The following is a 19,973-nucleotide window of genomic DNA, read 5'->3' on the forward strand; positions in this document are numbered from 1 at the left end:
CGCCCCGCCGGAGAAGGTGCCGACAACTTTATGGTTAGCTAGAGCGCGGGACAGACTGCCACCTCAGGAAGGTTTCTCATGGACGAGGCCCCGACTCCGGGACTGAATATCGCCGTACTGGTCAAGCACGTGCCCGACGCGCAGTTCGACCGCCACCTCAACGGCCCCCGCAACACCACCGAACGCTCCGAGAGCATCCTCTCCGAACTCGACGAGTACGCCATCGAAGCGGCCCTCCAGCTCGTGGAGCAGCACGGCGGGGATGCGGCCGGGCACCGCGTCACGGCCGTCACGATGGGCCCGGGTCCGGCCGTCAGCGCTGTGAAGAAGGCCCTGCAGATGGGTGCGGCCGAGGGGGTCCACCTCACCGACGACGCACTGGCCGGATCGGACGCCTCTGCAACGTCCCGCGCGCTTGCCGCCCTGCTCTCCCACCTCGGCCCCTTCGACCTTGTCCTCACGGGCATGGCCTCCACGGACGGGGAGACCTCCCTGGTCCCGGCCCAGCTGGCCGAACGCCTCGACCTGCCCCAGGTGACCTTCGCCGCGGCCCTGGAGCTTGAGGCCGCGGAAGCGGGGTGGACGCTCACGGCCCGCCGCGACGGCGACGCCTATTCCGAGACCATCGCCTCTCAGCTGCCCGCCCTGGTGTCGGTCACGGACCAGATCAATGAGCCGCGCTACCCCAATTTCAAGGGCATCATGGCGGCGAAGAAGAAGCCGCTGCGCACGATGTCCCTCTCCGACATCGGCCTGGCCGCCGACCAGGTCGGGTTCGCCGGCTCCTGGACGGCCGTTGAGGCCGCGGAGCCGCGGCCTCCCCGCAGCCAGGGCGTCGTGATCACGGACGACGGCGACGCGGGCCTGCGGCTCGTCGACTTCCTTGCGGGACAAAAGCTCCTCTAGCCCGCCGCCCACTCCATCCTTCGAAAAGGAGACCGCAGCATGCCTACGGTACTTGTCTTCCTCCACGACCCCGGCGCGGTGCTCGCCAAAAATGACCGGGAACTACTCACCCTGGCACGGACCCTCGGCGATCCCGTCGCAGCGGTGGCCGGCGACGCCGGTGACCCCCTGCTCGACGGACTGGGTTCCTACGGGGTGTCCAGCTGCTACCTTCCCGCCGATCCGTCGGTGGGGAAGTCCCTCGTCGCGGGCAAGGCCGGCTTCCTGGCCGAGGCGGTGCGGGCCTCCGGTGCGTCGGTGGTGCTGCTGGGCAACGCCTACGAGGCGAAGGAAATCGCCGCCCGCGCAGGAGTCCGGCTGGAATCCGGGGTCATCACCGATGTCGTCGCGGTGGCCGATGACCTGACCGCGACGAAATCCGTCTTCGCCGGGTCCTACACCTCACAGTGCCGGGTCACCACCGGCATCCCGATCCTCGCGGTGAAGCCCAACAGCATCGAAGCCGCCGAGGCCGGGCAGCCGGCCCGCCCGGAAACCGTCCCGGTCGAGGTTCCGGTCCCGGCCGCCGCCGCGGTCATCACCGGCCGGGTCGACAAGCCCGCCACCGGCCGGCCGGACCTTGTTGAGGCCCGCGTCATCGTCGCCGGAGGACGCGGCGTGGACGGCAACTTCGCCCCGATCGAGGAACTCGCCGACCTCCTCGGCGGTGCCGTCGGGGCCTCCCGGGCGGCGACCGACGCCGGTTGGATCGAGCACTCGGCGCAGATCGGCCAGACCGGCAAGACGGTGTCCCCCCAGCTCTACATCTCGGCGGGCATCTCCGGGGCCGTGCAGCAGAAGGCCGGGATGCAGACCTCCCAGGTGATCGTGGCGATCAACAAGGATCCCGATTCACCCGTCTTCGAGATCGCCGACTTCGGCGTGGTGGGCGACCTGTTCACTGTCCTGCCGCAGGCGGCCGAGGAGATCCGGAAGCGCAGGGCCTGAGGTGGAGCCCGAACGCAACACCATCCGCCGCGTCCTGTGCTTCGCCGCCCACCCCGACGACCTCGACTTCGGCGCTGCCGGAACCGTGGCCGCCTGGACTGCGGCCGGGATCGAGGTGAGCTACTGCATCCTGACCGACGGTGACGCCGGAGGCTTCTCCGAGGAGCACCGGAACACCATTGTCGAAACCCGGCACGATGAACAGCGACGGGCGGCGCGCATCGTCGGCGTCGAGGATGTGAGCTTCCTCGGTGAACGGGACGGCTACCTGAGCCCCACCGAGGCCGTGATCCGCGGCATCGTGGCCCGCATCCGTGAGGTGCGCCCCGATATCGTTGTCTCCTCCCACCCGGAACGGAACTGGGACCGGCTGCAGAAAAGCCACCCCGACCACCTTGCCTGCGGAGAGGCCGTCACGCGGGCGGTGTACCCGGCGGTGGAGAACCCGTTCGCCTTCCCCGAGCTGGCGGCGGCCGGCCTTGAGGCCTACCGGGTGCCCTGGCTGTGGTTCTACGGCGGGCCCGAGGAGAGGGAGAACCACTTCGTTGACATCACCGGCTTCGAGGATGTGAAACTTTCCGCCATCCGCACCCACATCAGCCAGCATCCCGATGTCGAGAAGATGGACGCCGCGGTGCGCAGCATGCTCCTGGGAAATGGCGTCCGCGGGGGCCTGCCCGGCGGGCGCAGCGCCGAGGGGTTCCACGTCGTGGGCGTGAACACCGAGCAGACCATCGCCGGCTTCTAGCCCGGCACAGGCAAAACGACACAGGCAGAACAGCACAGGCAGAACAGCACAGGCAGAGGGGCCCGGTGTCCACCGGGCCCCTCTGTTTGCTCTGTCAGGGTCGGCCGCCCCGGCCCGCCGCTCAGGTGCGGAAGGGGATCTCCGCGATGACGGGCGTGGTGGGAACCGGTGACCCGCCGTCGGGCTCGACGGTGATGGCGATGCCCCTGAAGGAACTGATCCCCTCGACCTCGGTGACCTTCGTGCCGGCGACATCCTCGGCGTCCATCGTGCTGACCGAGACGGGTGCCGACCCGTCCGCGGGCAGCCGCCACATCTGGTAGACGGAGCCTTCGGGCGGCGCCGGGACGCCCTTCAGCGTCACCACCGCGGCGTCCTCCTCCTCGGACAGGGCCAGGCCCGCGGTGCCACCGGCGGGAATCACGTAGGAGCCGGTGACGACGTCGGAGGCCTGGAGGACCTCCTGCTCAATGGAGGTCTGCCCGAGGTTCTGCGCAACGGTGACACCCCCGACAGCGACCAGCACCGCTGCAGCCGCTGCGGTCAGCCAGCGGGTGGCGGGGGAGGCCCACATCCCCTTCGTCCGGCGCCTGCGGGCGAGCTCGTCGCCGGCCGCTGACGCGCCGCCCAGAGCGGTGGCGGCCGTGCCCGCAGCAGCAGCGCCGGCCGGGCCACCCGCCGGTGCCTCCGTGCCGCCGCTGACGCCGTCAGTGCCGGCCGGTGCGGAGACGGGAATCTGGCTCAGGATTTTCTCGAGCAGCCCGGCCGGAGGCTCCTCCTCCTGGATGGCATACGCCGTGGTGATCGTCTCGCGGTTCGAGCGGACCCGATCGGTGAAGGCCTGCCGGAGGCCGTCGTCGTGGGCCAGGAACTCCTCGATCGCGGCGCGCTCGTCGTCGCTCACGGCGTCCAGGGCATACATCTCGGCCCACTCGAGCACATGCCCGCGATGGAGGTCCTGCTGAAGGTCTTCTGCGAATTGTTTGTTCATGTCCTTGTCCTGCAATCAGCTCACCCCCAGGCATGCCTTGAGGCGCAGCAAGCCGTCCCGGATCCTCGACTTGATGGTGGGTACCGCAACCCCGAGCTTCTCTGCGACTTCGCGGTATGTCAGTCCACCGTAGTAGGCGAGCCTGACAGATTCCTGTTGGGTGTCTGTAAGGGTGTCGAGGCACTTCACCACGGTCTCGGCCTCGAGCCGCTGGGTCACCGTGTCAACGACGTCGTCGTGGTCGATGGTCTGGGTGGCCGCGCCATACCGTGCTTCCCGGTCGGTCGAACTCTGCTCGGACCGGACCTTGTCGACGGCCCGCCGGTGGGCCAGGGTCATCAGCCAGGCCATCGGACTGCCGGCGGCCGGATCGAACCGGCCGGCGCTGTTCCACACCTGGAGGTAGACCTCCTGGGTCGCGTCCTCGCTCAATTCCGGGTCGATCAGGACCCGCCGGGCCAGCCCGTAGACCCGCCGGGAGGTCTGGGCGTAGAACGCGGCGAACGCCTCCTGGTCCTGCCGGGCAATCCGCAGCAGGAGGTCGGTCAGCGTGGGCTCGCCAGCGGAGCTGGCGGCAGCATCATCGGCCAGCCCACCCGCGGGGGTTCTCCCGGATGTGGCCCGGCTTACTCGTGGCGTGTCCATAGGGTCCAAGCATAGAGCGCCAACCGGCCGGTGCCGAACATCCCCTGAAGAGGGGAGGAGTGCCGCATGCCGCCGTTCCGAGACCCGATTCACCCACTTCACCGCCCTTAATGTGCTCCGGAAACCCTGTCGGCTGCGCCCGCGCCGTCGGCGCGGGTGGCGCTCCGGGCCGCCGTCCACTGCGGCCCGGAGCGTTACTGCAAGGGATTCGGAGCCGAGCCGGTTCCGGATGGGCCGATCCGGGGGTCCGGCGTGGCCCGAACGGCGGGTCGGGTGGCGTGTCAGGCCGGGGGCTGCCCGGGTTCCCCGACGCCGGCCGTGGCGACGAGGGAATCGGCATTCAGCACGAAGTCCTCGCCAAGCAGGGCGGCGAACCGGTCGCGGATCCGACCGCGCAGGTCCGGTGCTTCGGGAAGCACCGTGCGGTAGCCGCTGCCGAGCACCAGCGACCAGGCCATTCCGGGTTCGAGGGGAACCGACAGCGACACCGCCTGGACCTCCGCCTCCCCGAATCCGTGGGCGGCAAGCCAGTCCGCCAGCTTCTCCTCGGACGCCAGCTTCTCCCAGTTGGCGGTGAAGTCCGGGCGGGCCTGGGGAAGCGCCGGGGCCCGCTCCGCGGCACAGGCCTCGAGGAGGATCGCCTCAAACCCCTCGAGGGCGCCCTCGTTCCAGGTGCTCAGGGCAAGGCGCCCGCCGGGACGCAGGAGGGAGGCCATCCAGGTGGTGGTCGCGGCCATATCCGGGACGAGGAAGAGCCCGTAACTGCAGAGGACGGCGTCGTAGGGGCCGGCTGTCCAGAGCGCGGGGTCGCCGACGCTGAAACGGATGTTCTCGAGGTTCAGCGCCTCGGCCTTGGCCCGTGCCAGATCGAGCATCGCCGCCGACGGGTCGACGGCGTCGACGGACCCGTCCGGGCCGCAGAGCTGGGCCGCGGGGATGGTGCCGGCGCCGGTGCCGGCCCAGGCGTCGAGCACCCGCTCACCGAGATGCACGTCGGCGGCGGCGACCACCGCGTTGGCGACCGGGTTCCACAGGGCGGGAGCCAGCAGTTCGAAGTCCTCGGCTCCCTGGTCCGGGAGGGCTGAGGCGTGGCGTGGGGTCATCTGCGGGCTCCTAGGGTGGGTCAGCGGTCAGCGGTCAGCGGTCGGCGCCGGCGAAGCCATGCTGGCGCCAGGCCTCGTAGAGGGCGATCGAGGCGGTATTGGCCAGGTTGAGCGAGCGCCGCGAGGGGACCATCGGCAGGCGGACCCTTGCGGTGACGTGGGGGTCCTGCTTGACCTCCTCGGGCAGGCCCACCGATTCCGGGCCGAACAGGAGCACATCCGAGGGCCGGTAGCTGATGTCGGTGTACGACACGTCCCCCTCGGCAGTGAACGCGTAGACCCGCTCGGGGGCGAGCGCCCGCCAGGCGGATTCGAGGTCGGCATGGACCCGCAGGACCGCCAGATCGTGGTAGTCCAGGCCCGCCCGGCGCAGCTTCGAATCCTCGAGGCTGAACCCGAGAGGCTCCACCAGGTGGAGTTCGGCTCCGGCTACCGCCGCGAGGCGGATCGCGTTGCCGGTGTTGCCCGGAATTTCGGGGGAGTGGAAGAGGATACGGAACACCGCTCCATCCTAGCTCCCGGCCGCCGCAAGCAGCCGCCCCAGCACCGGAAGCTGCACCGTATTGGGCTGGGGCCCGGCGGCCAGGAACGTCTTGAGCGTGCGGGCCGCGGTTCCGGCGTTGACTACCTGCACCAGCGCGGGCGCCGAGCGGTCAAACCCCGGCGGGGTGTCGATGACGGGGTCGAACGGGTTGTCGCGGGCCCCGTGGATCAGCACCCACCCGGTGACGTTGCATTCCGGGAAGAGCTCCTGGACCTCCCGCACCGTCGCGGGCATGCGCAGCGGCACCGGGCGCCCCTGGTGGCGCAGGGAACGTCCGTCCCAGCTGAAGTTCCCGGGCGATGCGGTGAACGAATCGATCACGGCGAGCCGGTATCCCGCCAGCACGATGTGGCCGGCCGCCGTCCGGGCCCGGTTGGGGAACACGAGGCCGTTGACGAGCCGTGCCGCTGGGTATCCCTCAAGCACGGCTGCCTCCACCAGGGCCGCGGTGCGCAGCTCTCCGTCAAGCCGGGACCGCGCCTCCGCGCCGAGCCGCGCGATCAGCCCGGGCTGGCGCGCGGCGCCGTGCGACTGCCGGCCTGCGAGCACCAGGGGCAGCACGGGGGGCTGGTCCGGGGAGAAGGGCGGGAGGTACACGGGCGGGCGGGAGAAGACGCCGTCGTCCCGGGCCCCGGAGCCGGAGTTGCTGGCCGGACGCGTGCCCGCGCCGAAGGTGCGGGACCCGGAGGCCTCATCGCGCCGTCCGCCGAAGCGCCCGCGTTTGTCGTACTGTTCGCGCCGCGCCGGATCGGAGAGGGTCTCGTAGGCGACGGCCACCGAATGGAACAGTTCTTCGCTGCCCCCAAGGTCGGGGTGGGCCTTCCGCGCGGCACGGCGGTAGGCGTCCTTGACCTGCTTGGGCGTAGCACCCGGAGCTATGCCCAGGATGTCGTAGTAGGACGGGTCCGACCGCTCGGGCATCTCACGCCTTTCATTGGGGAAACTTTGGAGCCTAGTACACCCGGGCCGGGCGGGGCCCCGCCCGGTGCTGCCCGCGGTGCCGCGCGGGCACCGGAGGGAAGCTCAGCGTCGAACGTACCGCGCATAGAGCGCCGATTCCTCATGCAGCAGCGACACGAGCCGCAGCGGCGCGGGCTGCGGCGGGCCCGTGCCGTTGGAGATGCGCGGCCCCTCCCCGCCGACGAGGAGCGGGCTCAGGGAAAGGCACAGCTCGTCGACAAGGCCCGCGGCCGTGAAGGAGGCCAGGACCGCGGGTCCGCCCTCGCACAGCACACGCCCCAGCCCACGCCCGGCCAGGTGCCGCACCACCTGCGCAGGGTCCACCGCCGAATCACCACAGTCGACGACGTCGGCAACCCGCTCCAAAGCGCGGCGCCGGCCGGGGCCGGCAGCAGTGGTGGTGAAGATCAGGGGACGCGCCGGCGGCGCGGCGAAAAAGCCCGAGGCGGGGTCGAGATCGAGCGAGCCGGAGATGACGGCGACGGCGGGATGGCCCGCCCGGCCCGACGCGCGGCGCGCGGCCCGGGCGTCCGGATCGATGAGCCCCCCTTCGTAGCCCTCGGCGCGGACGGTGCCGGCGCCCACCAGAATCACGTCGGCTAACCGCCGCAGGAGGGCGAAGATCAGCCGGTCCCCGTCGTTGCCCAGCCCGCCGGACCGGCCGGTGACCGACGCGGCACCGTCGGCCGAGGCGATGAAGTTGAACCGAACGAAGGGTCCCGGAGAGGGCGGATACGCGTATTCCGCCAGCAGGTCCGCCTCCGTGAGCGGACCGGGCGCGCCGGGGAGCAGGGAGGTGATCATCGCCCGTCGGAGCCGTTCCGTTCGCCCATGTTGTGCCGGAGGTAGGCCGGAGGCCGGAAGCCCAGGACGGCCTCGGTCAGGCGCAGGGCCGAACGGGCCGCGGCCACGTCGTGCATCCTCACTATTCTTGCCCCGCCGAGGATGCAGATCACCGCCGCCGCCAGGGAGCCCGCGGTCCGCGACTCCTTCGGGAGGTCGAGGGTCTCGCCGATGAAGTCCTTGTTCGAGACGGCGGCGAGGGTCGGGAAGCCGAGCCCGGCGATCTCGGCGAAGCGCCGGGTGATCTCCAGGGAGTGCAGGGTGTTCTTGTTGAGGTCATGCCCGGGGTCGAGCAGCATGCGCTCCTCGGGGACACCCAGGGAGACCGCGAGGTCGACCCGGCGCAGCAGGAAGTCGGCGACCTCCCGGGCCACGTCGGCGTAGCGGGGCCGGGGGTACGCCGTACGCGGCTCGGCGAGGCTGTGCGTGATGATCAGGTGGGCTCCCGCGTCCGCCACCACCCTGGCGAGGTCCGGGTTCCGCAGGCCCGTGGTGTCGTTGACGACGTTGGCGCCGGCCGCCAGGGCCGCGGCCGCCACCGAGGGGTGGAAGGTGTCGGCGGAAATGATGACGTCGCCCGCGTCGCGCACGGCGGCGATCACAGGAACGATGCGTTCGGCCTCCTCGGCCTCCGGGATGGGTTCTCCTGGCGCAAAGGGCGCACCGCCGATGTCGATCCAGTCGGCTCCCTCGGCCACCGCGGCCAGGGAGGCCTTCGTGGCGGCCTCAAGGGCGAAGGTCCGGCCCGAGTCATAGAACGAATCGGGGGTCCGGTTGATGATGGCCATCAGGGCCACCTGCCGGTCGAAGTCTAGGATCCGGGACCCGAAGGCGTGGACGGGGTGCCGGAAGGCCGGCACGAAGATGCCCGGTGGCTCCGGGGCCACAGCTGTTTCGTCCACGAGCTATTTCTACCAGACCCGCCTGCCTCCCGGGCGGGGGCGGTGCCCGCCGTCCGCAGCGCCGGGGGGAGGCCGGCGCCGCCCTCGGCGCCCGCCGTCGAATCGGCGGATACCGGCTCCGCCGCTAGAATCGATGTATGCCCGTGTACCTCGATCACGCGGCGACTACGCCTCTATCGGCGCCAGCGCTCGCCGCATTGACCTTCGAACTCAGCCGCAGCGGCAACCCCTCCTCGCTGCACGGCTCCGGCCGGCGTGCCCGCCGAGGTGTGGAGGACGCCCGCGAAAGCCTCGCCCGGGCCGCCGGCGCCCACCCCTCCGAAGTGATCTTCACCTCGGGCGGAACCGAAGCGGACAACCTGGCCGTCAAGGGCCTCTACTGGGCCCGCACGGCGGAGGACCCCCGCCGCACCCGCATCATCGCCTCGCCCGTCGAGCACCACGCCGTGCAGGACACCATCGAATGGCTTGAGCGGCACGAGGGGGCGCAGGTGACGTGGCTGCCCGTCGACGGCGCCGGCGTCGTCTCGGTCGAAGCGCTGCGCGCCGAGCTCGAGGCCCACGCCGACGCAACGGCCCTGGTCACGGTCATGTGGGCCAACAACGAGGTGGGCACCGTCCAGCCCATCGCCGAGATCACCGCTCTGGCCGCAGCCTCCGGCGTGCCGGTGCACTCCGACGCTGTCCAGGCCTTCGGCTCCATTCCGGTCTCCTTCGCCGGTTCCGGGCTGGCCACCATGGCCGTCAGCGCTCACAAGATCGGCGGGCCGGTCGGGGTGGGCGCGCTGTTCGTGGGCCGGGCGGTGAAGCTCACCCCGGTCCAGCACGGAGGAGGCCAGGAACGCGATATCCGCTCGGGCACGCTCGACGCGCCCGGGATCGCGGCGTTCGCCGCCGCCGCCGACGTGGCGGTGGGGCACCTGACCGAGGAAGCGGCGCGGCTCTCCGCCCTGCGGGACCGTCTGATCGAGGGCGTCCAGCGGGTGGTCCCCGAGGCCGTCCTGCGCGGGGTTGCGCACCCGGCGCCCGCCGGAGCGCGGCTGCCCGGAAACGCCCACTTCACCTTCCCGGGCTGCGAGGGGGACTCGCTGCTGTTCCTGCTCGATCTGGCAGGGATCGAATCCTCAACCGGCGCGGCGTGCACCGCGGGCGTGCCCCGGCCCTCCCACGTACTCCTCGCGATGGGTCTGAGCGAAAACGAAGCCCGCGGCGCCCAACGCTTCACCCTGGGCCACACCTCCACCGCGGAGGATATCGACGCCCTTCTCGCGGCCCTCCCCGACGCCTACGACCGTGCGCGTAAGGCGGGCATGGCCGGCCATGCATCATCAATCCAAACGGCAGGAACAGGTTTTTCCCTATGAAGGTACTTGCAGCTATGAGCGGCGGGGTCGATTCGGCCGTCGCCGCGGCCCGTGCCGTGGAGGCCGGGCACGACGTCGTCGGGGTGCACCTTGCGCTGTCCCGGATGCCCGGGACCCTGCGCACCGGCAGCCGGGGCTGCTGCACCATCGAGGACTCCCGGGACGCCTGGCGCGCCTGCGACATCCTCGGCATCCCCTACTACGTCTGGGACTTCTCGGAGCGCTTCAAGGAGGACGTGGTCGACGACTTCATCGCCGAGTACGCGGCCGGGCGCACCCCCAATCCCTGCATGCGCTGCAACGAGCGGATCAAGTTCGCCGCCCTGCTCGAAAAGGCCCTGGCGCTGGGCTTCGACGCCGTGTGCACGGGGCATTACGCCAAGGTCATCGAGGATGCCGACGGCAACCGGGAACTCCACCGCGCCGCGGACTGGGCGAAGGACCAGTCCTACGTGCTGGGCGTGCTGACCCACGAGCAGCTCAAGCACTCGATGTTCCCCCTTGCGGAGACCCCGTCGAAGGCCGAGGTGCGCGCCGAAGCGGAGCGCCGCGGGCTGTCGGTGGCCAACAAGCCGGACAGCCACGACATCTGCTTCATCCCCGACGGCGACACCCGCGGCTGGCTCGAGGAGCGCATCGACCTCACCGAGGGCGACATCCTCGACGTCGACGGAACGAAGCTCGGCACCCACCCCGGCGCCAACGCGTTCACTGTGGGCCAGCGCAAGGGACTGAAGCTTGGCCGGCCCGCGCCCGACGGCAAGCCCCGCTTCGTCCTGGAGATCCGGCCCAAGGAGAACACGGTGGTGGTCGGCCCGGAGCAGCTGCTCGCCATCGATGAGATGCGCGGCATCAAGGTCTCCTGGGCCGGAAGGCCCATCGCCGAGGTCGACACCGGTGAGGAATTCGACTGCATGGCCCAGGTGCGCGCGCATGGCGATCCCGTCGACGCCCGTGCCCGCGTCGAAGCCGGTGCCGATGGACGCACCGAGCTCGTTGTGCGCCTGGTCGAACCGATGCGCGGGGTGGCCCCCGGGCAGACCGTCGTGCTGTACCAGGGCAGCCGCGTGCTGGGCCAGGCGACCATCGATTCGGCCCGGTCCGCGCTCCGCCCCGAACCGGCCAGCGCGGCCGGCTGAACCTCCCGCGGCACCGCAGACACAGTTAAGGGTGCCCCCGGAAGTCTGATTGACTGGTTCCATGAGCGAAGAGACACGTGGTTTCGACCCCGAGGCGAGTTCCCTCGCGGGATCCGTTCGGCCCGAGGTGATGGCCGAACTCCTGTCGGTGCGCAGCAGCATCGACAATATCGACGCGACGCTCGTGTACCTGCTGGCCGAACGCTTCAAGGCCACCCAGCGGGTGGGCCACCTCAAGGCTGAGCACCGGCTCCCCGCCGGCGACCCGGCCCGCGAGGCGGCCCAGATCGCGCGCCTGCGCGCCCTGGCCGCCGAGGCGCACCTCGACCCGGCCTTCGCCGAGAAGTTCCTCAACTTCATCATTTCCGAGGTGATCCGCCACCACCAGGCGATTTCGGAGACCCGCAACGGGGAAGCGTCCGGACGCGCACCGGAGGGCACCGGTGGCGCCTGACCCCTCCTCCGCGCCCGGGACCGGAACTCCCGCCGGCGCGGTCGACACCGGGGCCGTGCAGGCCGCCGCCACGGCCTCCGGCGACTGGCCCGGCACCGACCCGCTGGAGGCGCACCGGGCGGTGCGCGGCGAACTCGGCGGCCCGCACCTGCCGTTCCTTGCCGCCCTGCCGCAGCGCGGGCCCGGCAGCGACGCCGTCGGCCGCACCCTCGGGATGCTCGTTGAGCTCCCCTTCGACCTTCAGCCCCACGGCTGGCGTCTTGTGGCGCGCCCGGGGAAGGACCAGCGCAGGGCGGAGTCGGCGCTGTCGTCGGACCTCAATGCGCTGGGCGACATCGCCGGAGCCGAGGAGGCACCCGCCGCACGGGTGAAGGTGCACCTGCGCGGACCCCTCTCGGTGGCGGCCAACGTGCATCTCCACTCCGGGGAGCGGGCCCTGCTCGACGCCGGCGCTCGGCGGGAGATCTACGCCTCACTGGCGGCGGGGGCCGCCGACCTGGTCCGGCGGACCGCGGCGGTGGCCCGCGGCGCCGTCGTCGAGGTGCAGCTCGATGAGCCCGAGGCCGACGCCGTGCTCGCCGGTCGGATCCCGACCGCCAGCGGCTACCGGACGCTGCGTGCGGTGCCGCGCCAGGAGGCCACCGACGCCTGGGCGGGGCTGCACCGGGCCGTTCGGGCCGCCGGCGCCGACCGGCTGGTACTCCGCGTCCCCGGCGGCGACGATGTGCTCGACGCCGCCCTCTCAAGCCCCGCCGACGCGCTCGGGCTGCCCTTCGGTGCAGTGACAGACGCCCAGTGGGAGCGGCTGGCCGAGGCGGTGGAGTCGGGGCGCCGGCTGGTGGCCGGGATCCTGGTCCCGGGCGCCACGGTGCCGCAGGTCTCGGCTCTGGTGGCCGCCGTTGTGGACCCCTGGCGGCGGGTCGGCCTCCCTGATACGGCGCTGGGCGCCCTGACCGTGACCTCCCTGGAGGGGCTGGCCGGGCTCACCCCCGCCGCAGCCCGGCAGGGCCTGGTGCGGCTGATCGGGGCCGCGGAGGCCCTGACCCAGCTCGCCGCGGAGGCCTAGGTCCGCTCCTCCCACCGCCGCGGCTGCGCGGGCCCGGGCAGCACGCCGTCGAACGGGCGAAGCTCGTAGTCGAAACTCCCGGCGTACACGAGCAGCGTGCCGAGCTGGCGGTGCACCACCCGGGTTGTGATGCGGAATCGCTGTCCGTCCCACCACTGCTCCATGGTGGCGCTGGCGCCGAGGGCGTCGGGCAGGGCGATCCGGATGCCCGCGAAGATGCGCGTTGCGGTGGACACCATGCGCATGTGCCCGGTGTCCGTGACCGAGCAGGTCAGTGCCGTCGCCATGCGCCGCCGCGAGCCCAGGTAGTCGGTCAGCCGTCCGTCCTGCAGCGACGTGGTGTCCTCGAACACCCGGTCCGCCGTGCTGAACCGGATCTCGCGCCGCGCGGTGAGCGCCGGCCGGCCGAACGGGTCGGTATGGGGGTAGTTGGCGATGGTGAACGGCACCGACGTCTCGTATTCGGGGAAGAAGGCGTTGTCGAGGGCCGTGAGCCGGAACGCCGGTCGGGCGAACCGGGCGGGGCAGCCGGCGACGTCGAACCGGCCGGTTCCCACCCCGGCCTTTCCGCTGCCGGCGTGGAGCCCGAAGTACTCGCGCAGTTCCGGCTGGAGCCGCTCGAAGTCCCGGCCCAGAACCTCCTGGTAGATCGATTTCACCGCGATGTTCCTCCCTGCTTGCTTTCGAGTCCGCGGGCGGTGCCCCGCCCGCGGGAACTGCCGGCGGCGGTCCCGGGGGTCACAGCCGGCCCGCCGCCTTGAGCCGGATGTAGGTGTCGGCGAGCCGGGGAGGAAGCTCCAGCGGATGCTCGTCGACCACCTCGGCCCCCAGCTGCTTCAGCTGCGCCGTGACCGCCTCCCGGTCCAGCAGCGCCCGCTCCGCCGCGGCGGCCCGGTACGCGTCGGCGGCCGTGCCCCGCACGGCCCGCAGCTCCTCGAGCCGCGGATCGCGAACGGAGGCGATCACCACCAGGTGCTGCGCGGTGAGTCCGGGAAGCACCGGCAGCAGGCCTTCCTCGACGGCGCCGGAGTCGAGGGAGGTCAGCAGCACCACCAGCGACCGGTGGGGGGAGACCGAACGGATCTGCGCCGGGATCCGCGAGAAGTCCGCCTCAATCAGTTCCGGTTCCAGGGGCGCCATCGCCCGCACCAAGGCGTTGAGGAGGTTCGCCTTGGCCCCGGAGTCGACCCGCGCCCGGAGGCGGCGGTCGAAGGCGAGGAAGTCCACCTTGTCGCCGCCGTGCTGGGCGAGCACCGCCAGCAGCAGTGCCGCTTCGATGCCGGTGTCGAGGCGCGGCTCGTCGGCGATCCGCGCGGCGGAGGTCCGCGAGGTGTCAAGGACGATCACCACGCGGCGGTCCCGTTCCGGCCGCCAGGTGCGCACCACGGTGTCCCGCCGCCGCGCACTGGCCCGCCAGTCGATGGAGCGCACGTCGTCGCCGCGCACATAGTCGCGCAGCGAATCGAACTCCGTCCCGGCGCCCCGGATCTGTACGGCGGCCCGCCCGTCGAGCTCCCTGAGTCGGCGCAGCTTCGAGGGAAGGTGGCGTTTGGAGAGGAACGGCGGGAGCACGCGCAGTTCCGCCGGCGCGGGGAGGGTCAGCTGGCGCGCCGCGAGGCCGAGCGGGCCGTGGCTGCGGAGAGTGACCGAGCCCGTGGTGAGGATCCCCCGGCGGGCCGGCTGCAGGGACACCTCCATGCGGTGCACCCGGCCGGCGGCCACGCGCAGGCGCTGTTCGGGGTTGGCGGCCCCGGCGGAGGGCTGCCAGGGGTCGCGGACGGTCGCCCGGAGGGTGCGGCCGGTGTCGTTGGACAGCAGGAGCGCGCCGACGCAGCCTTCGCCCAGGCGCACGGTGGCGGGAAGGGCCCTGCGCACCCCGACCCGGCGGGGAGAGGCGGCAAGCAGCAGGTCGGCGGCGACACCAGCGGCCAGCAGCGCGGCCCAGATCAGCGCGGGCAGCGCGCCGGGGAACAGCACGATGGGCAGCGCGCCGAGCAGGGCCAGCAGCACCAGGCGTCCGCTAACCGCCACCGCGGGCCTCCTCTCCGGAGCCTACGCCGGCCGCGCGGTGCGGTGCGGTGCGGCAGCGGTTCACCGGGGAACCGGAACGACGGCGAGGATCCCGCCGAGGACCTCATCGACGCCGACGCCGTCCATCTGGGCCTCCGGCCGCATAGCGACGCGGTGCCGCAGGGCGGGCATGGCGAGGGTCTTCACGTCGTCCGGGGTGACGAAGTTGCGGCCGGACAGCCACGCCCAGGCCCGCGCCGTCGTCAGCAGCGCCGTCGCCCCGCGCGGGGAGACGCCCAGCTGGAACGACGGCGCCGCCCGGGTGGCGCGGACCAGGTCGACGATGTAGGCGATCACCTCCGGGGCGATGGCCACCCTGCCGACCGCGCGGCGCGCCGCGGCGAGGTCGGAGGCCCCGGCAACGGCGCGGACCCCGGCGCCGCCGAGGTTCCGCGGGTCGAAGCCCTCGCTGTGCCGGCGGATCACCTCGATCTCGTCGTCACGTCCGGGCAGCGGCAGCACGAGCTTGAGCAGGAAGCGGTCGAGCTGGGCCTCCGGCAGCGGGTAGGTGCCCTCGTACTCAACCGGGTTCTGGGTGGCCGCCACGATGAACGGGTCGGGGAGGGCGCGGGAGACTCCGTCCACCGAGACCTGGCGCTCCTCCATCGCCTCCAGCAGGGAGGCCTGGGTCTTCGGCGGGGTCCGGTTGATCTCGTCGGCGAGCAGGATGTTGGTGAAGACCGGGCCTTCCCGGAAGGTGAACTCGGAGGTGCGCGATTCGTAGATGAGCGAACCGGTGATGTCGCCGGGCATCAGGTCCGGGGTGAACTGGACCCGTTTGGTGTCGAGGCTGAGCGCCGCCGACAGGGTGCGGATCAGCAGCGTCTTGGCGACCCCGGGCACCCCCTCGAGGAGCACGTGCCCGTTGGCGAGCAGGGCGATGAGCAGCCCGGTCACCGCCGCGTCCTGCCCCACGACCGCCTTGCCGACCTCGGCGCGCACGTCGAGGAGTGCGCGTCGGGGGGAATCATCGACCGGCCGCCCCGCGGGAGCCTGTTCCGTCACGGTGTCCACCCCCTGGTGCGCCGCGTGCGCCCCGGTGCCGTCCTGCTGCCATCCACTCTGTCGGTTCATGAGTTGTTGATCTCCTTTTCGAGGTCCAGAAGTTGTTGCGCCCAGCGCGCGAGGTCCTTCTCCGTGGACGGAGGCGGGCCGTCAAGGAGCGAGTGGACGTCCTCGGGGCGGCGGCCGGTCTTGTCGGCCACGGCCTGCACGACGGCGGCCCGGGCGCTGGACGGGGGCAGGCGCAGCCGGACCGCGGCGCGGCTGAGGGCGGCCGCGAGCAGGTTCGCCGCGGCGTGCCGCACGGCCCGGGAGCCCTGGTAGAGGCGGGCCCGGCCCTCCGCGGTCTCGGCGGCGCTGACGACGACCGGGAGGGGTTCGACGGCGAGCGGGCCCAGCCGGCGGCCCCGCCACAGCATGGCCAGGAAGGCGCACCCGAGCAGCCAGAGCATCAGGGTGTTGACCCAGTCCGGAAGCAGCTCCAGCGGGTTGGCAGGTGGGCCGGTGGCGCCGGCGAGGTCCGCGGTGGTCGGCTGGTACCAGATGAGGGATTCTCCCGTGCCCAGGGTGGACAACGCGAGTGAGGCGTTGCCGGCCTCCTCAATGGTGCCGTTGGTGAGGATTCCCGGGTTGCCCAGGACGACTGTCCCGCCGACGGCGGCATACGAGGCGCCCATACCGCCCTCGGCGGAGGGGGAACGGAAGCATTCGACGGGAGCCGAGTACAGCTGACCGCCGCCGGTAATCTCCCCGGCGGTCCGGGCCTCCTCCTCGTCGCAGCCGGCGCGCACCGTTCCGCGCGCGTCCTCGGCGGGTCCTGCGGGCAGGATCTCCGGGGCCAGCACTTCCAGCTGGGGCTCGGAGGGGGCGGCGAGGATTCTGCTGGGGAACGAGCGGTTCAGTGACGACAGCTGTTCCTCATTGAGCCACCCGTTGGGGTCGGCAAAGAAAAGGGTGGCGCCGCCGAGGCGGGCCCGGGCAGCTTCCACCTCGGCCAGGGTGCGCGCGTGGACCACTTCCACCCCCTGCTCGCCGAGGACCTCGGCCACGGCGCGGGCGCCCGTCGGCGTCGCATTGCCCGGCGAGAGCGGAGTGGTATCGGCGTCGGTGCGGGTGAGCAGCCCGAGCACCACGACGGCGGCGATGACGAGGGCCAGCAGCAGCCCCGGCAGCGCCCGCCGCAGCCGCCGGCGGCCGGTCGCGGCGACGCTCCCGCCGTCTCCGGTGATCCCGCGGGCCGCCACGGCCTGAGCGGCGGACGTGCCCGCTGGTGGCGGGCCGGCAGCCGTTGGGTCTGCGGGCAGGGCGGACGGCGGCGGCGTCGAGGCCCGCCGGGGAGCGGCGTGCCGGCTCACCGGGCGGCCCCGGGGACGCCCTCGCCCGCCGGGACGCCTCCGCCCGCCGGAACACCAGCAGCCAGGGCGGCGTCGAGCGCTTCGGCCCGCGCCGCGTCGGCCTCGTCGGCCTCCGAGGCGGCACCCCGGCCGTACTGGACCTCATTGAACCTCTCGGCCAGCCAGCGGATCTCCCCGGCGGAGCCCGGGAAGGCCGGTGCGAGGCCGGCGGCCGCCTCGGTGGCGGTGCGGCTGAGCCGCTCCTCGAGGAGTCCGCGTTCCTCGGCATCCCGGACGACCGCGCGCAGGCGTTCGGCCAGGGCCTCACTCCACCGGCCCGCTCCGGCGGCGGCCGCCGCCCGGCGGCGGTGCTCCGCGGCCGGAAGGGCGGCTCCGGTGGAGAACACCGCCCGCTGGGTGCGGTCCGCCCGGGCGTTGAGGCGGGGCCGGATCAGCAGGACGGCCACGACGATGATGAGCACGGCTCCTGCGGCCAGCAGGAGCGTGCCCGGTCCGGCCCCCACCGACCGGATGCCCGACAGTGCCTCCAGAATCCAGTCGAGGGCGGCCTGGACCGCGCGTTCAAGCAGGGAGGGTTGGGCTTCCTGATAGGCCGGTTTGGCCAGTTCGTCCTGAAGCAGCTCCCGGGCCTCGTCGGGGCCGACCGGCGTTTCCCCCATCACCGGAGGAACGCCCGGGGGCGGGGCGCCGGGGCGGAGAAAGTCACCGGAGGCCCTCCAGCGGTCCCGGCCGGTACCCGGGGCCGCCCTGGCCAGCGGCCCGTTCGGTCTCGGCGAGGAGAACCACGTCGAAGCCTTCCCTGCGGATACGCAGGTCGATGTACAGCAGGGAGGTCACGCCGGACTGGAAGGCGTAGCCGATGGCGGCGAAGAAGGCGGAGATGACCTGGGTCAGGAACAGCACCGGGAGGGAATCGAGCGCATCCGCCGACCCGGCCGCCGGGGCGTCGGAGAAACTGAACAGCGCGGTCACGATAAAGCTGATGGGTGCGGCCACCACCGAGGTGATGATCGAGACCATGAGGCTCGTCAGCAGGACGATGCCGAAGGTCCGCCACCAGTTGCGCCCGGTCAGCACCCAGGACCGGCGCGCCGATGCCATCGGTCCGGTCCCTTCGAGCATGAGGGCCGCCGGTGCGAGGACCAGTTTGATGCTGAACCAGGTGAGGACCGCGAAGACGGCGAAGATCAGCGGGATGATGATGAACAGTGAGGCGTCCTCAAGCGCCGCGGCCAGCCCGATGGCGATCAGCACGAACAGGCCGAGGCCCACGACCACCGCGAGGGTGAGCATCAGCCCCAGCCCCAGCAGGGGGAGGATGCGGCGGGCCGAGAGCTTCCACAGCTGGGCGAAGCCGGTCTTCTGGTTCAGCACCGCACGGGCCACCGGAATCACAAGAACACCCTGGAGGATGAGCAGCGCCCCGCCCGAGATGATGGTCACCACCGAGGCGAAGGAGACCACCGAGGCCACGGTGCCGCCCAGCTGGTCGGGGGAGACGGTGCCCATCGCCAGCTGGTCGAGGCTGCTGAGCACCCCGGCCGACATCAGGACGGTCACCAGAGCCACGATGGTCTGGAAGAGGATGGCCGTGCCGAAGGTGGCCAGCGGGTTCCGGCGGCAGGCCTGGAAGGCGCCGTCGAGGATCTCGCCGAGGCCCAGCGGGCGCAGCGGAATCACCCCCGGTTTGGGGGGAGCGGCGTAGGCCTGCGGCGGGAGGGAACCCCAGCCCTGAGGAGCCTGCGGGTTGGGGGCGGCCGCGTCCGGCCCGTACCCGCCGCCCCAGCTCTGGCCCCAGCTGTTCTGGCCGGAGCCCCCGGGGCCGGGTCCGGCAACCCCCGGGTCCTGCTGGCCCGGCGGGCGGAACGGTTGGTCCGGCGCCGCGCCGGAGGGCGGAGGGTAGCCCGGGTACTGCTCGGGCGCCGGCCCCGTGGGAGGGTGCCAGGCGGGGTCCCGGCGGGACCCGTCGGATGGATCGTTGCTCATGCTGTCCTTCTCGAAGCGGGCGCCGGTACGGCCTGTTCACGTTGAACTATAATCACCGGTGCCTTCCGAGGGCAGTAGGCGGACACACTGGTGTTTCCGGGGGCCCGGCGGAGCGCGAAACGTCCCGCCGCACCTCCACAGCACCTCCCGCCGATGCCGCGCGATCTGCTGCGGCACGCGGAGGAAGTGCCCAATGGGACATTGGAGACCGGATGGGAGACTATTGAGGCATGAAGGCACGCATCCTGGTGATTGACGACGACGAAGCCCTTTCCGAGATGATCGGCATTGTGCTGCGCAATGACGGGTTCGACCCGGTGTTCTGCGCAGACGGCGCCGCGGCGCTCGGGGTGTTCCGGTCGGCCCAGCCGGACCTCGTGCTGCTCGACCTCATGCTGCCGGGCCTCGACGGCATCGAGGTGTGCCGGCAGATCCGGGCCGAATCCGATGTCCCCATCGTGATGCTGACAGCCAAGTCCGACACCTCCGACGTCGTACGCGGCCTCGAATCCGGCGCCGATGACTACGTGCCCAAGCCCTTCAAGCCGGCCGAACTGGTAGCGCGCGTGCGCGCCAGGCTGCGGCCGGGAGACACGCGGGCGCCGGAGACGCTGAGGATCGGCGAGGTCTCCATCGACGTGGCCGGACACTCGGTGACCCGCGGCAATGAGAAGGTCTCGCTGACTCCGCTCGAATTTGACCTGCTCGTGGCCCTGGCGCGCAAGCCGTGGCAGGTCTTCACCCGAGAACTGCTCCTTGAGCAGGTCTGGGGCTACCGCCACGCCGCTGACACCCGGCTGGTCAACGTCCATGTGCAGCGGCTGCGCTCGAAGATCGAACGCGACCCCGAGGCACCCGAGATTATCCTGACGGTCCGCGGCGTCGGATATAAGGCAGGTCAAGGCTGA

The 19,973-nt window shown here is 71.9% G+C and carries 21 protein-coding genes; 8 read left to right on the forward strand and 13 right to left on the reverse strand.

What is annotated here, in order from left to right; translation table 11 throughout:
* Positions 1–78: 78 nt before the first annotated feature.
* Genes GVV86_RS08815 through GVV86_RS08825 form a run of 3 tightly spaced genes read left to right on the forward strand, consistent with a single transcriptional unit; the run spans position 79 to position 2,641 of the window.
* On the forward strand, positions 79–906 hold the full coding sequence (locus tag GVV86_RS08815; protein WP_201291408.1) for an electron transfer flavoprotein subunit beta/FixA family protein: 828 nt from the start codon (positions 79–81) through the stop codon (positions 904–906).
* A gap of 39 nt (positions 907–945) precedes the next feature.
* Entirely contained in the window at positions 946–1,893 is a 948-nt protein-coding gene (locus GVV86_RS08820) for an electron transfer flavoprotein subunit alpha/FixB family protein (protein ID WP_159802544.1), read from the forward strand.
* 1 nt (position 1,894) lies between these two features.
* Positions 1,895–2,641: a PIG-L deacetylase family protein gene (locus GVV86_RS08825; RefSeq protein ID WP_159618002.1), complete on the forward strand. Its 747-nt coding sequence runs from the start codon at positions 1,895–1,897 to the stop codon at positions 2,639–2,641.
* A 121-nt stretch (positions 2,642–2,762) separates the two neighbouring features.
* Here the strand turns inward: GVV86_RS08825 and GVV86_RS08830 are convergent, their stop codons facing one another.
* The 7 genes from GVV86_RS08830 to folP form a co-directional block, all read right to left on the reverse strand.
* The gene (locus GVV86_RS08830) at positions 2,763–3,632 is read right to left on the reverse strand and encodes an anti-sigma factor domain-containing protein (protein ID WP_159802545.1); all 870 of its coding nucleotides are present in this window, start codon (positions 3,630–3,632) and stop codon (positions 2,763–2,765) included.
* Positions 3,633–3,647: 15 nt separating this feature from the next.
* Positions 3,648–4,277 carry an ECF RNA polymerase sigma factor SigK gene (sigK, locus tag GVV86_RS08835; RefSeq protein ID WP_159802546.1) on the reverse strand — a complete coding sequence of 210 codons (630 nt, stop codon included), beginning with the start codon at positions 4,275–4,277 and terminating at the stop codon, positions 3,648–3,650.
* A 281-nt stretch (positions 4,278–4,558) separates the two neighbouring features.
* The gene (locus GVV86_RS08840) at positions 4,559–5,380 is read right to left on the reverse strand and encodes a class I SAM-dependent methyltransferase (RefSeq protein WP_159802547.1); all 822 of its coding nucleotides are present in this window, start codon (positions 5,378–5,380) and stop codon (positions 4,559–4,561) included.
* 34 nt (positions 5,381–5,414) lie between these two features.
* Positions 5,415–5,882: a tRNA (cytidine(34)-2'-O)-methyltransferase gene (locus GVV86_RS08845; protein ID WP_159802548.1), complete on the reverse strand. Its 468-nt coding sequence runs from the start codon at positions 5,880–5,882 to the stop codon at positions 5,415–5,417.
* 9 nt (positions 5,883–5,891) lie between these two features.
* The gene (locus GVV86_RS08850; protein WP_159802549.1) at positions 5,892–6,845 is read right to left on the reverse strand and encodes a J domain-containing protein; all 954 of its coding nucleotides are present in this window, start codon (positions 6,843–6,845) and stop codon (positions 5,892–5,894) included.
* Between the two features lie 102 nt (positions 6,846–6,947).
* Complete coding sequence (locus GVV86_RS08855) at positions 6,948–7,688, reverse strand: pyrimidine reductase family protein (protein WP_159802550.1); 741 nt, start codon at positions 7,686–7,688, stop codon at positions 6,948–6,950.
* Positions 7,685–8,629 carry a dihydropteroate synthase gene (folP, locus tag GVV86_RS08860; RefSeq protein WP_246669925.1) on the reverse strand — a complete coding sequence of 315 codons (945 nt, stop codon included), beginning with the start codon at positions 8,627–8,629 and terminating at the stop codon, positions 7,685–7,687. The genes GVV86_RS08855 and folP overlap by 4 nt, the downstream gene beginning before the upstream one ends.
* A 137-nt stretch (positions 8,630–8,766) precedes the next feature.
* Between folP and GVV86_RS08865 the strand changes: the two genes are divergently transcribed.
* The 4 genes from GVV86_RS08865 (at position 8,767) to GVV86_RS08880 (ending at position 12,652) form a co-directional block, all read left to right on the forward strand.
* Positions 8,767–9,993, forward strand: a complete 1,227-nt coding sequence (locus GVV86_RS08865; protein ID WP_159802551.1) for a cysteine desulfurase family protein — start codon at positions 8,767–8,769, stop codon at positions 9,991–9,993.
* Positions 9,990–11,132, forward strand: coding sequence for a tRNA 2-thiouridine(34) synthase MnmA (gene mnmA, locus GVV86_RS08870; RefSeq protein WP_159618018.1), 1,143 nt, complete (start codon positions 9,990–9,992; stop codon positions 11,130–11,132). Before GVV86_RS08865 ends, mnmA begins: the two co-directional genes overlap by 4 nt.
* 61 nt (positions 11,133–11,193) lie before the next feature.
* A complete protein-coding gene (locus tag GVV86_RS08875; protein ID WP_159618020.1) occupies positions 11,194–11,586 on the forward strand; it encodes a chorismate mutase in 393 nt (130 codons plus the stop codon).
* Complete coding sequence (locus GVV86_RS08880; protein WP_246669926.1) at positions 11,576–12,652, forward strand: uroporphyrinogen decarboxylase/cobalamine-independent methonine synthase family protein; 1,077 nt, start codon at positions 11,576–11,578, stop codon at positions 12,650–12,652. Before GVV86_RS08875 ends, GVV86_RS08880 begins: the two co-directional genes overlap by 11 nt.
* On the opposite strand, the gene GVV86_RS08885 is transcribed toward GVV86_RS08880, so the two are convergent.
* The 6 genes from GVV86_RS08885 to GVV86_RS08910 all read right to left on the reverse strand — a co-directional run bounded on the left by GVV86_RS08885 (position 12,649) and on the right by GVV86_RS08910 (position 19,065).
* Positions 12,649–13,311 carry a DUF4166 domain-containing protein gene (locus GVV86_RS08885; protein ID WP_159618022.1) on the reverse strand — a complete coding sequence of 221 codons (663 nt, stop codon included), beginning with the start codon at positions 13,309–13,311 and terminating at the stop codon, positions 12,649–12,651. The two genes, GVV86_RS08880 and GVV86_RS08885, sit on opposite strands and share 4 nt — an antisense overlap.
* A 79-nt stretch (positions 13,312–13,390) precedes the next feature.
* Entirely contained in the window at positions 13,391–14,683 is a 1,293-nt protein-coding gene (locus tag GVV86_RS08890; protein WP_159802552.1) for a DUF58 domain-containing protein, read from the reverse strand.
* A 60-nt stretch (positions 14,684–14,743) separates the two neighbouring features.
* Positions 14,744–15,796, reverse strand: a complete 1,053-nt coding sequence (locus tag GVV86_RS08895; protein ID WP_159802553.1) for an AAA family ATPase — start codon at positions 15,794–15,796, stop codon at positions 14,744–14,746.
* Positions 15,793–17,079 (reverse strand): DUF4350 domain-containing protein, encoded by a 1,287-nt coding sequence (locus GVV86_RS08900; RefSeq protein ID WP_159802554.1) that lies wholly within the window; start codon positions 17,077–17,079, stop codon positions 15,793–15,795. The genes GVV86_RS08895 and GVV86_RS08900 overlap by 4 nt, the downstream gene beginning before the upstream one ends.
* On the reverse strand, positions 17,076–17,738 hold the full coding sequence (locus GVV86_RS08905; protein ID WP_159802555.1) for a DUF4129 domain-containing protein: 663 nt from the start codon (positions 17,736–17,738) through the stop codon (positions 17,076–17,078). The genes GVV86_RS08900 and GVV86_RS08905 overlap by 4 nt, the downstream gene beginning before the upstream one ends.
* Before the next feature lie 43 nt (positions 17,739–17,781).
* The gene (locus tag GVV86_RS08910) at positions 17,782–19,065 is read right to left on the reverse strand and encodes a DUF7847 domain-containing protein (RefSeq protein ID WP_159802556.1); all 1,284 of its coding nucleotides are present in this window, start codon (positions 19,063–19,065) and stop codon (positions 17,782–17,784) included.
* A gap of 230 nt (positions 19,066–19,295) precedes the next feature.
* Between GVV86_RS08910 and mtrA the strand changes: the two genes are divergently transcribed.
* Positions 19,296–19,973 carry an MtrAB system response regulator MtrA gene (mtrA, locus tag GVV86_RS08915; protein ID WP_159618035.1) on the forward strand — a complete coding sequence of 226 codons (678 nt, stop codon included), beginning with the start codon at positions 19,296–19,298 and terminating at the stop codon, positions 19,971–19,973.

Source organism: Arthrobacter zhaoguopingii (assembly GCF_009828595.1).
GTDB classification, from domain to species: domain Bacteria; phylum Actinomycetota; class Actinomycetes; order Actinomycetales; family Micrococcaceae; genus Arthrobacter_D; species Arthrobacter_D zhaoguopingii.

Excerpts from the sequence above, each read along its gene's own strand:
- GVV86_RS08815 (WP_201291408.1), top strand. The coding sequence starts at position 79 with ATGGACGAGGCCCCGACTCCGGGACTGAATATCGCCGTACTGGTCAAG.
- GVV86_RS08820 (WP_159802544.1), top strand. The coding sequence starts at position 946 with ATGCCTACGGTACTTGTCTTCCTCCACGACCCCGGCGCGGTGCTCGCC.
- GVV86_RS08830 (WP_159802545.1), bottom strand. The coding sequence starts at position 3,632 with ATGAACAAACAATTCGCAGAAGACCTTCAGCAGGACCTCCATCGCGGG.
- sigK (WP_159802546.1), bottom strand. The coding sequence starts at position 4,277 with ATGGACACGCCACGAGTAAGCCGGGCCACATCCGGGAGAACCCCCGCG.
- GVV86_RS08840 (WP_159802547.1), bottom strand. The coding sequence starts at position 5,380 with ATGACCCCACGCCACGCCTCAGCCCTCCCGGACCAGGGAGCCGAGGAC.
- GVV86_RS08850 (WP_159802549.1), bottom strand. The coding sequence starts at position 6,845 with ATGCCCGAGCGGTCGGACCCGTCCTACTACGACATCCTGGGCATAGCT.
- GVV86_RS08855 (WP_159802550.1), bottom strand. The coding sequence starts at position 7,688 with ATGATCACCTCCCTGCTCCCCGGCGCGCCCGGTCCGCTCACGGAGGCG.
- GVV86_RS08865 (WP_159802551.1), top strand. The coding sequence starts at position 8,767 with ATGCCCGTGTACCTCGATCACGCGGCGACTACGCCTCTATCGGCGCCA.
- mnmA (WP_159618018.1), top strand. The coding sequence starts at position 9,990 with ATGAAGGTACTTGCAGCTATGAGCGGCGGGGTCGATTCGGCCGTCGCC.
- GVV86_RS08875 (WP_159618020.1), top strand. The coding sequence starts at position 11,194 with ATGAGCGAAGAGACACGTGGTTTCGACCCCGAGGCGAGTTCCCTCGCG.
- GVV86_RS08895 (WP_159802553.1), bottom strand. The coding sequence starts at position 15,796 with ATGAACCGACAGAGTGGATGGCAGCAGGACGGCACCGGGGCGCACGCG.
- GVV86_RS08905 (WP_159802555.1), bottom strand. The coding sequence starts at position 17,738 with ATGGGGGAAACGCCGGTCGGCCCCGACGAGGCCCGGGAGCTGCTTCAG.
- GVV86_RS08910 (WP_159802556.1), bottom strand. The coding sequence starts at position 19,065 with ATGAGCAACGATCCATCCGACGGGTCCCGCCGGGACCCCGCCTGGCAC.
- mtrA (WP_159618035.1), top strand. The coding sequence starts at position 19,296 with ATGAAGGCACGCATCCTGGTGATTGACGACGACGAAGCCCTTTCCGAG.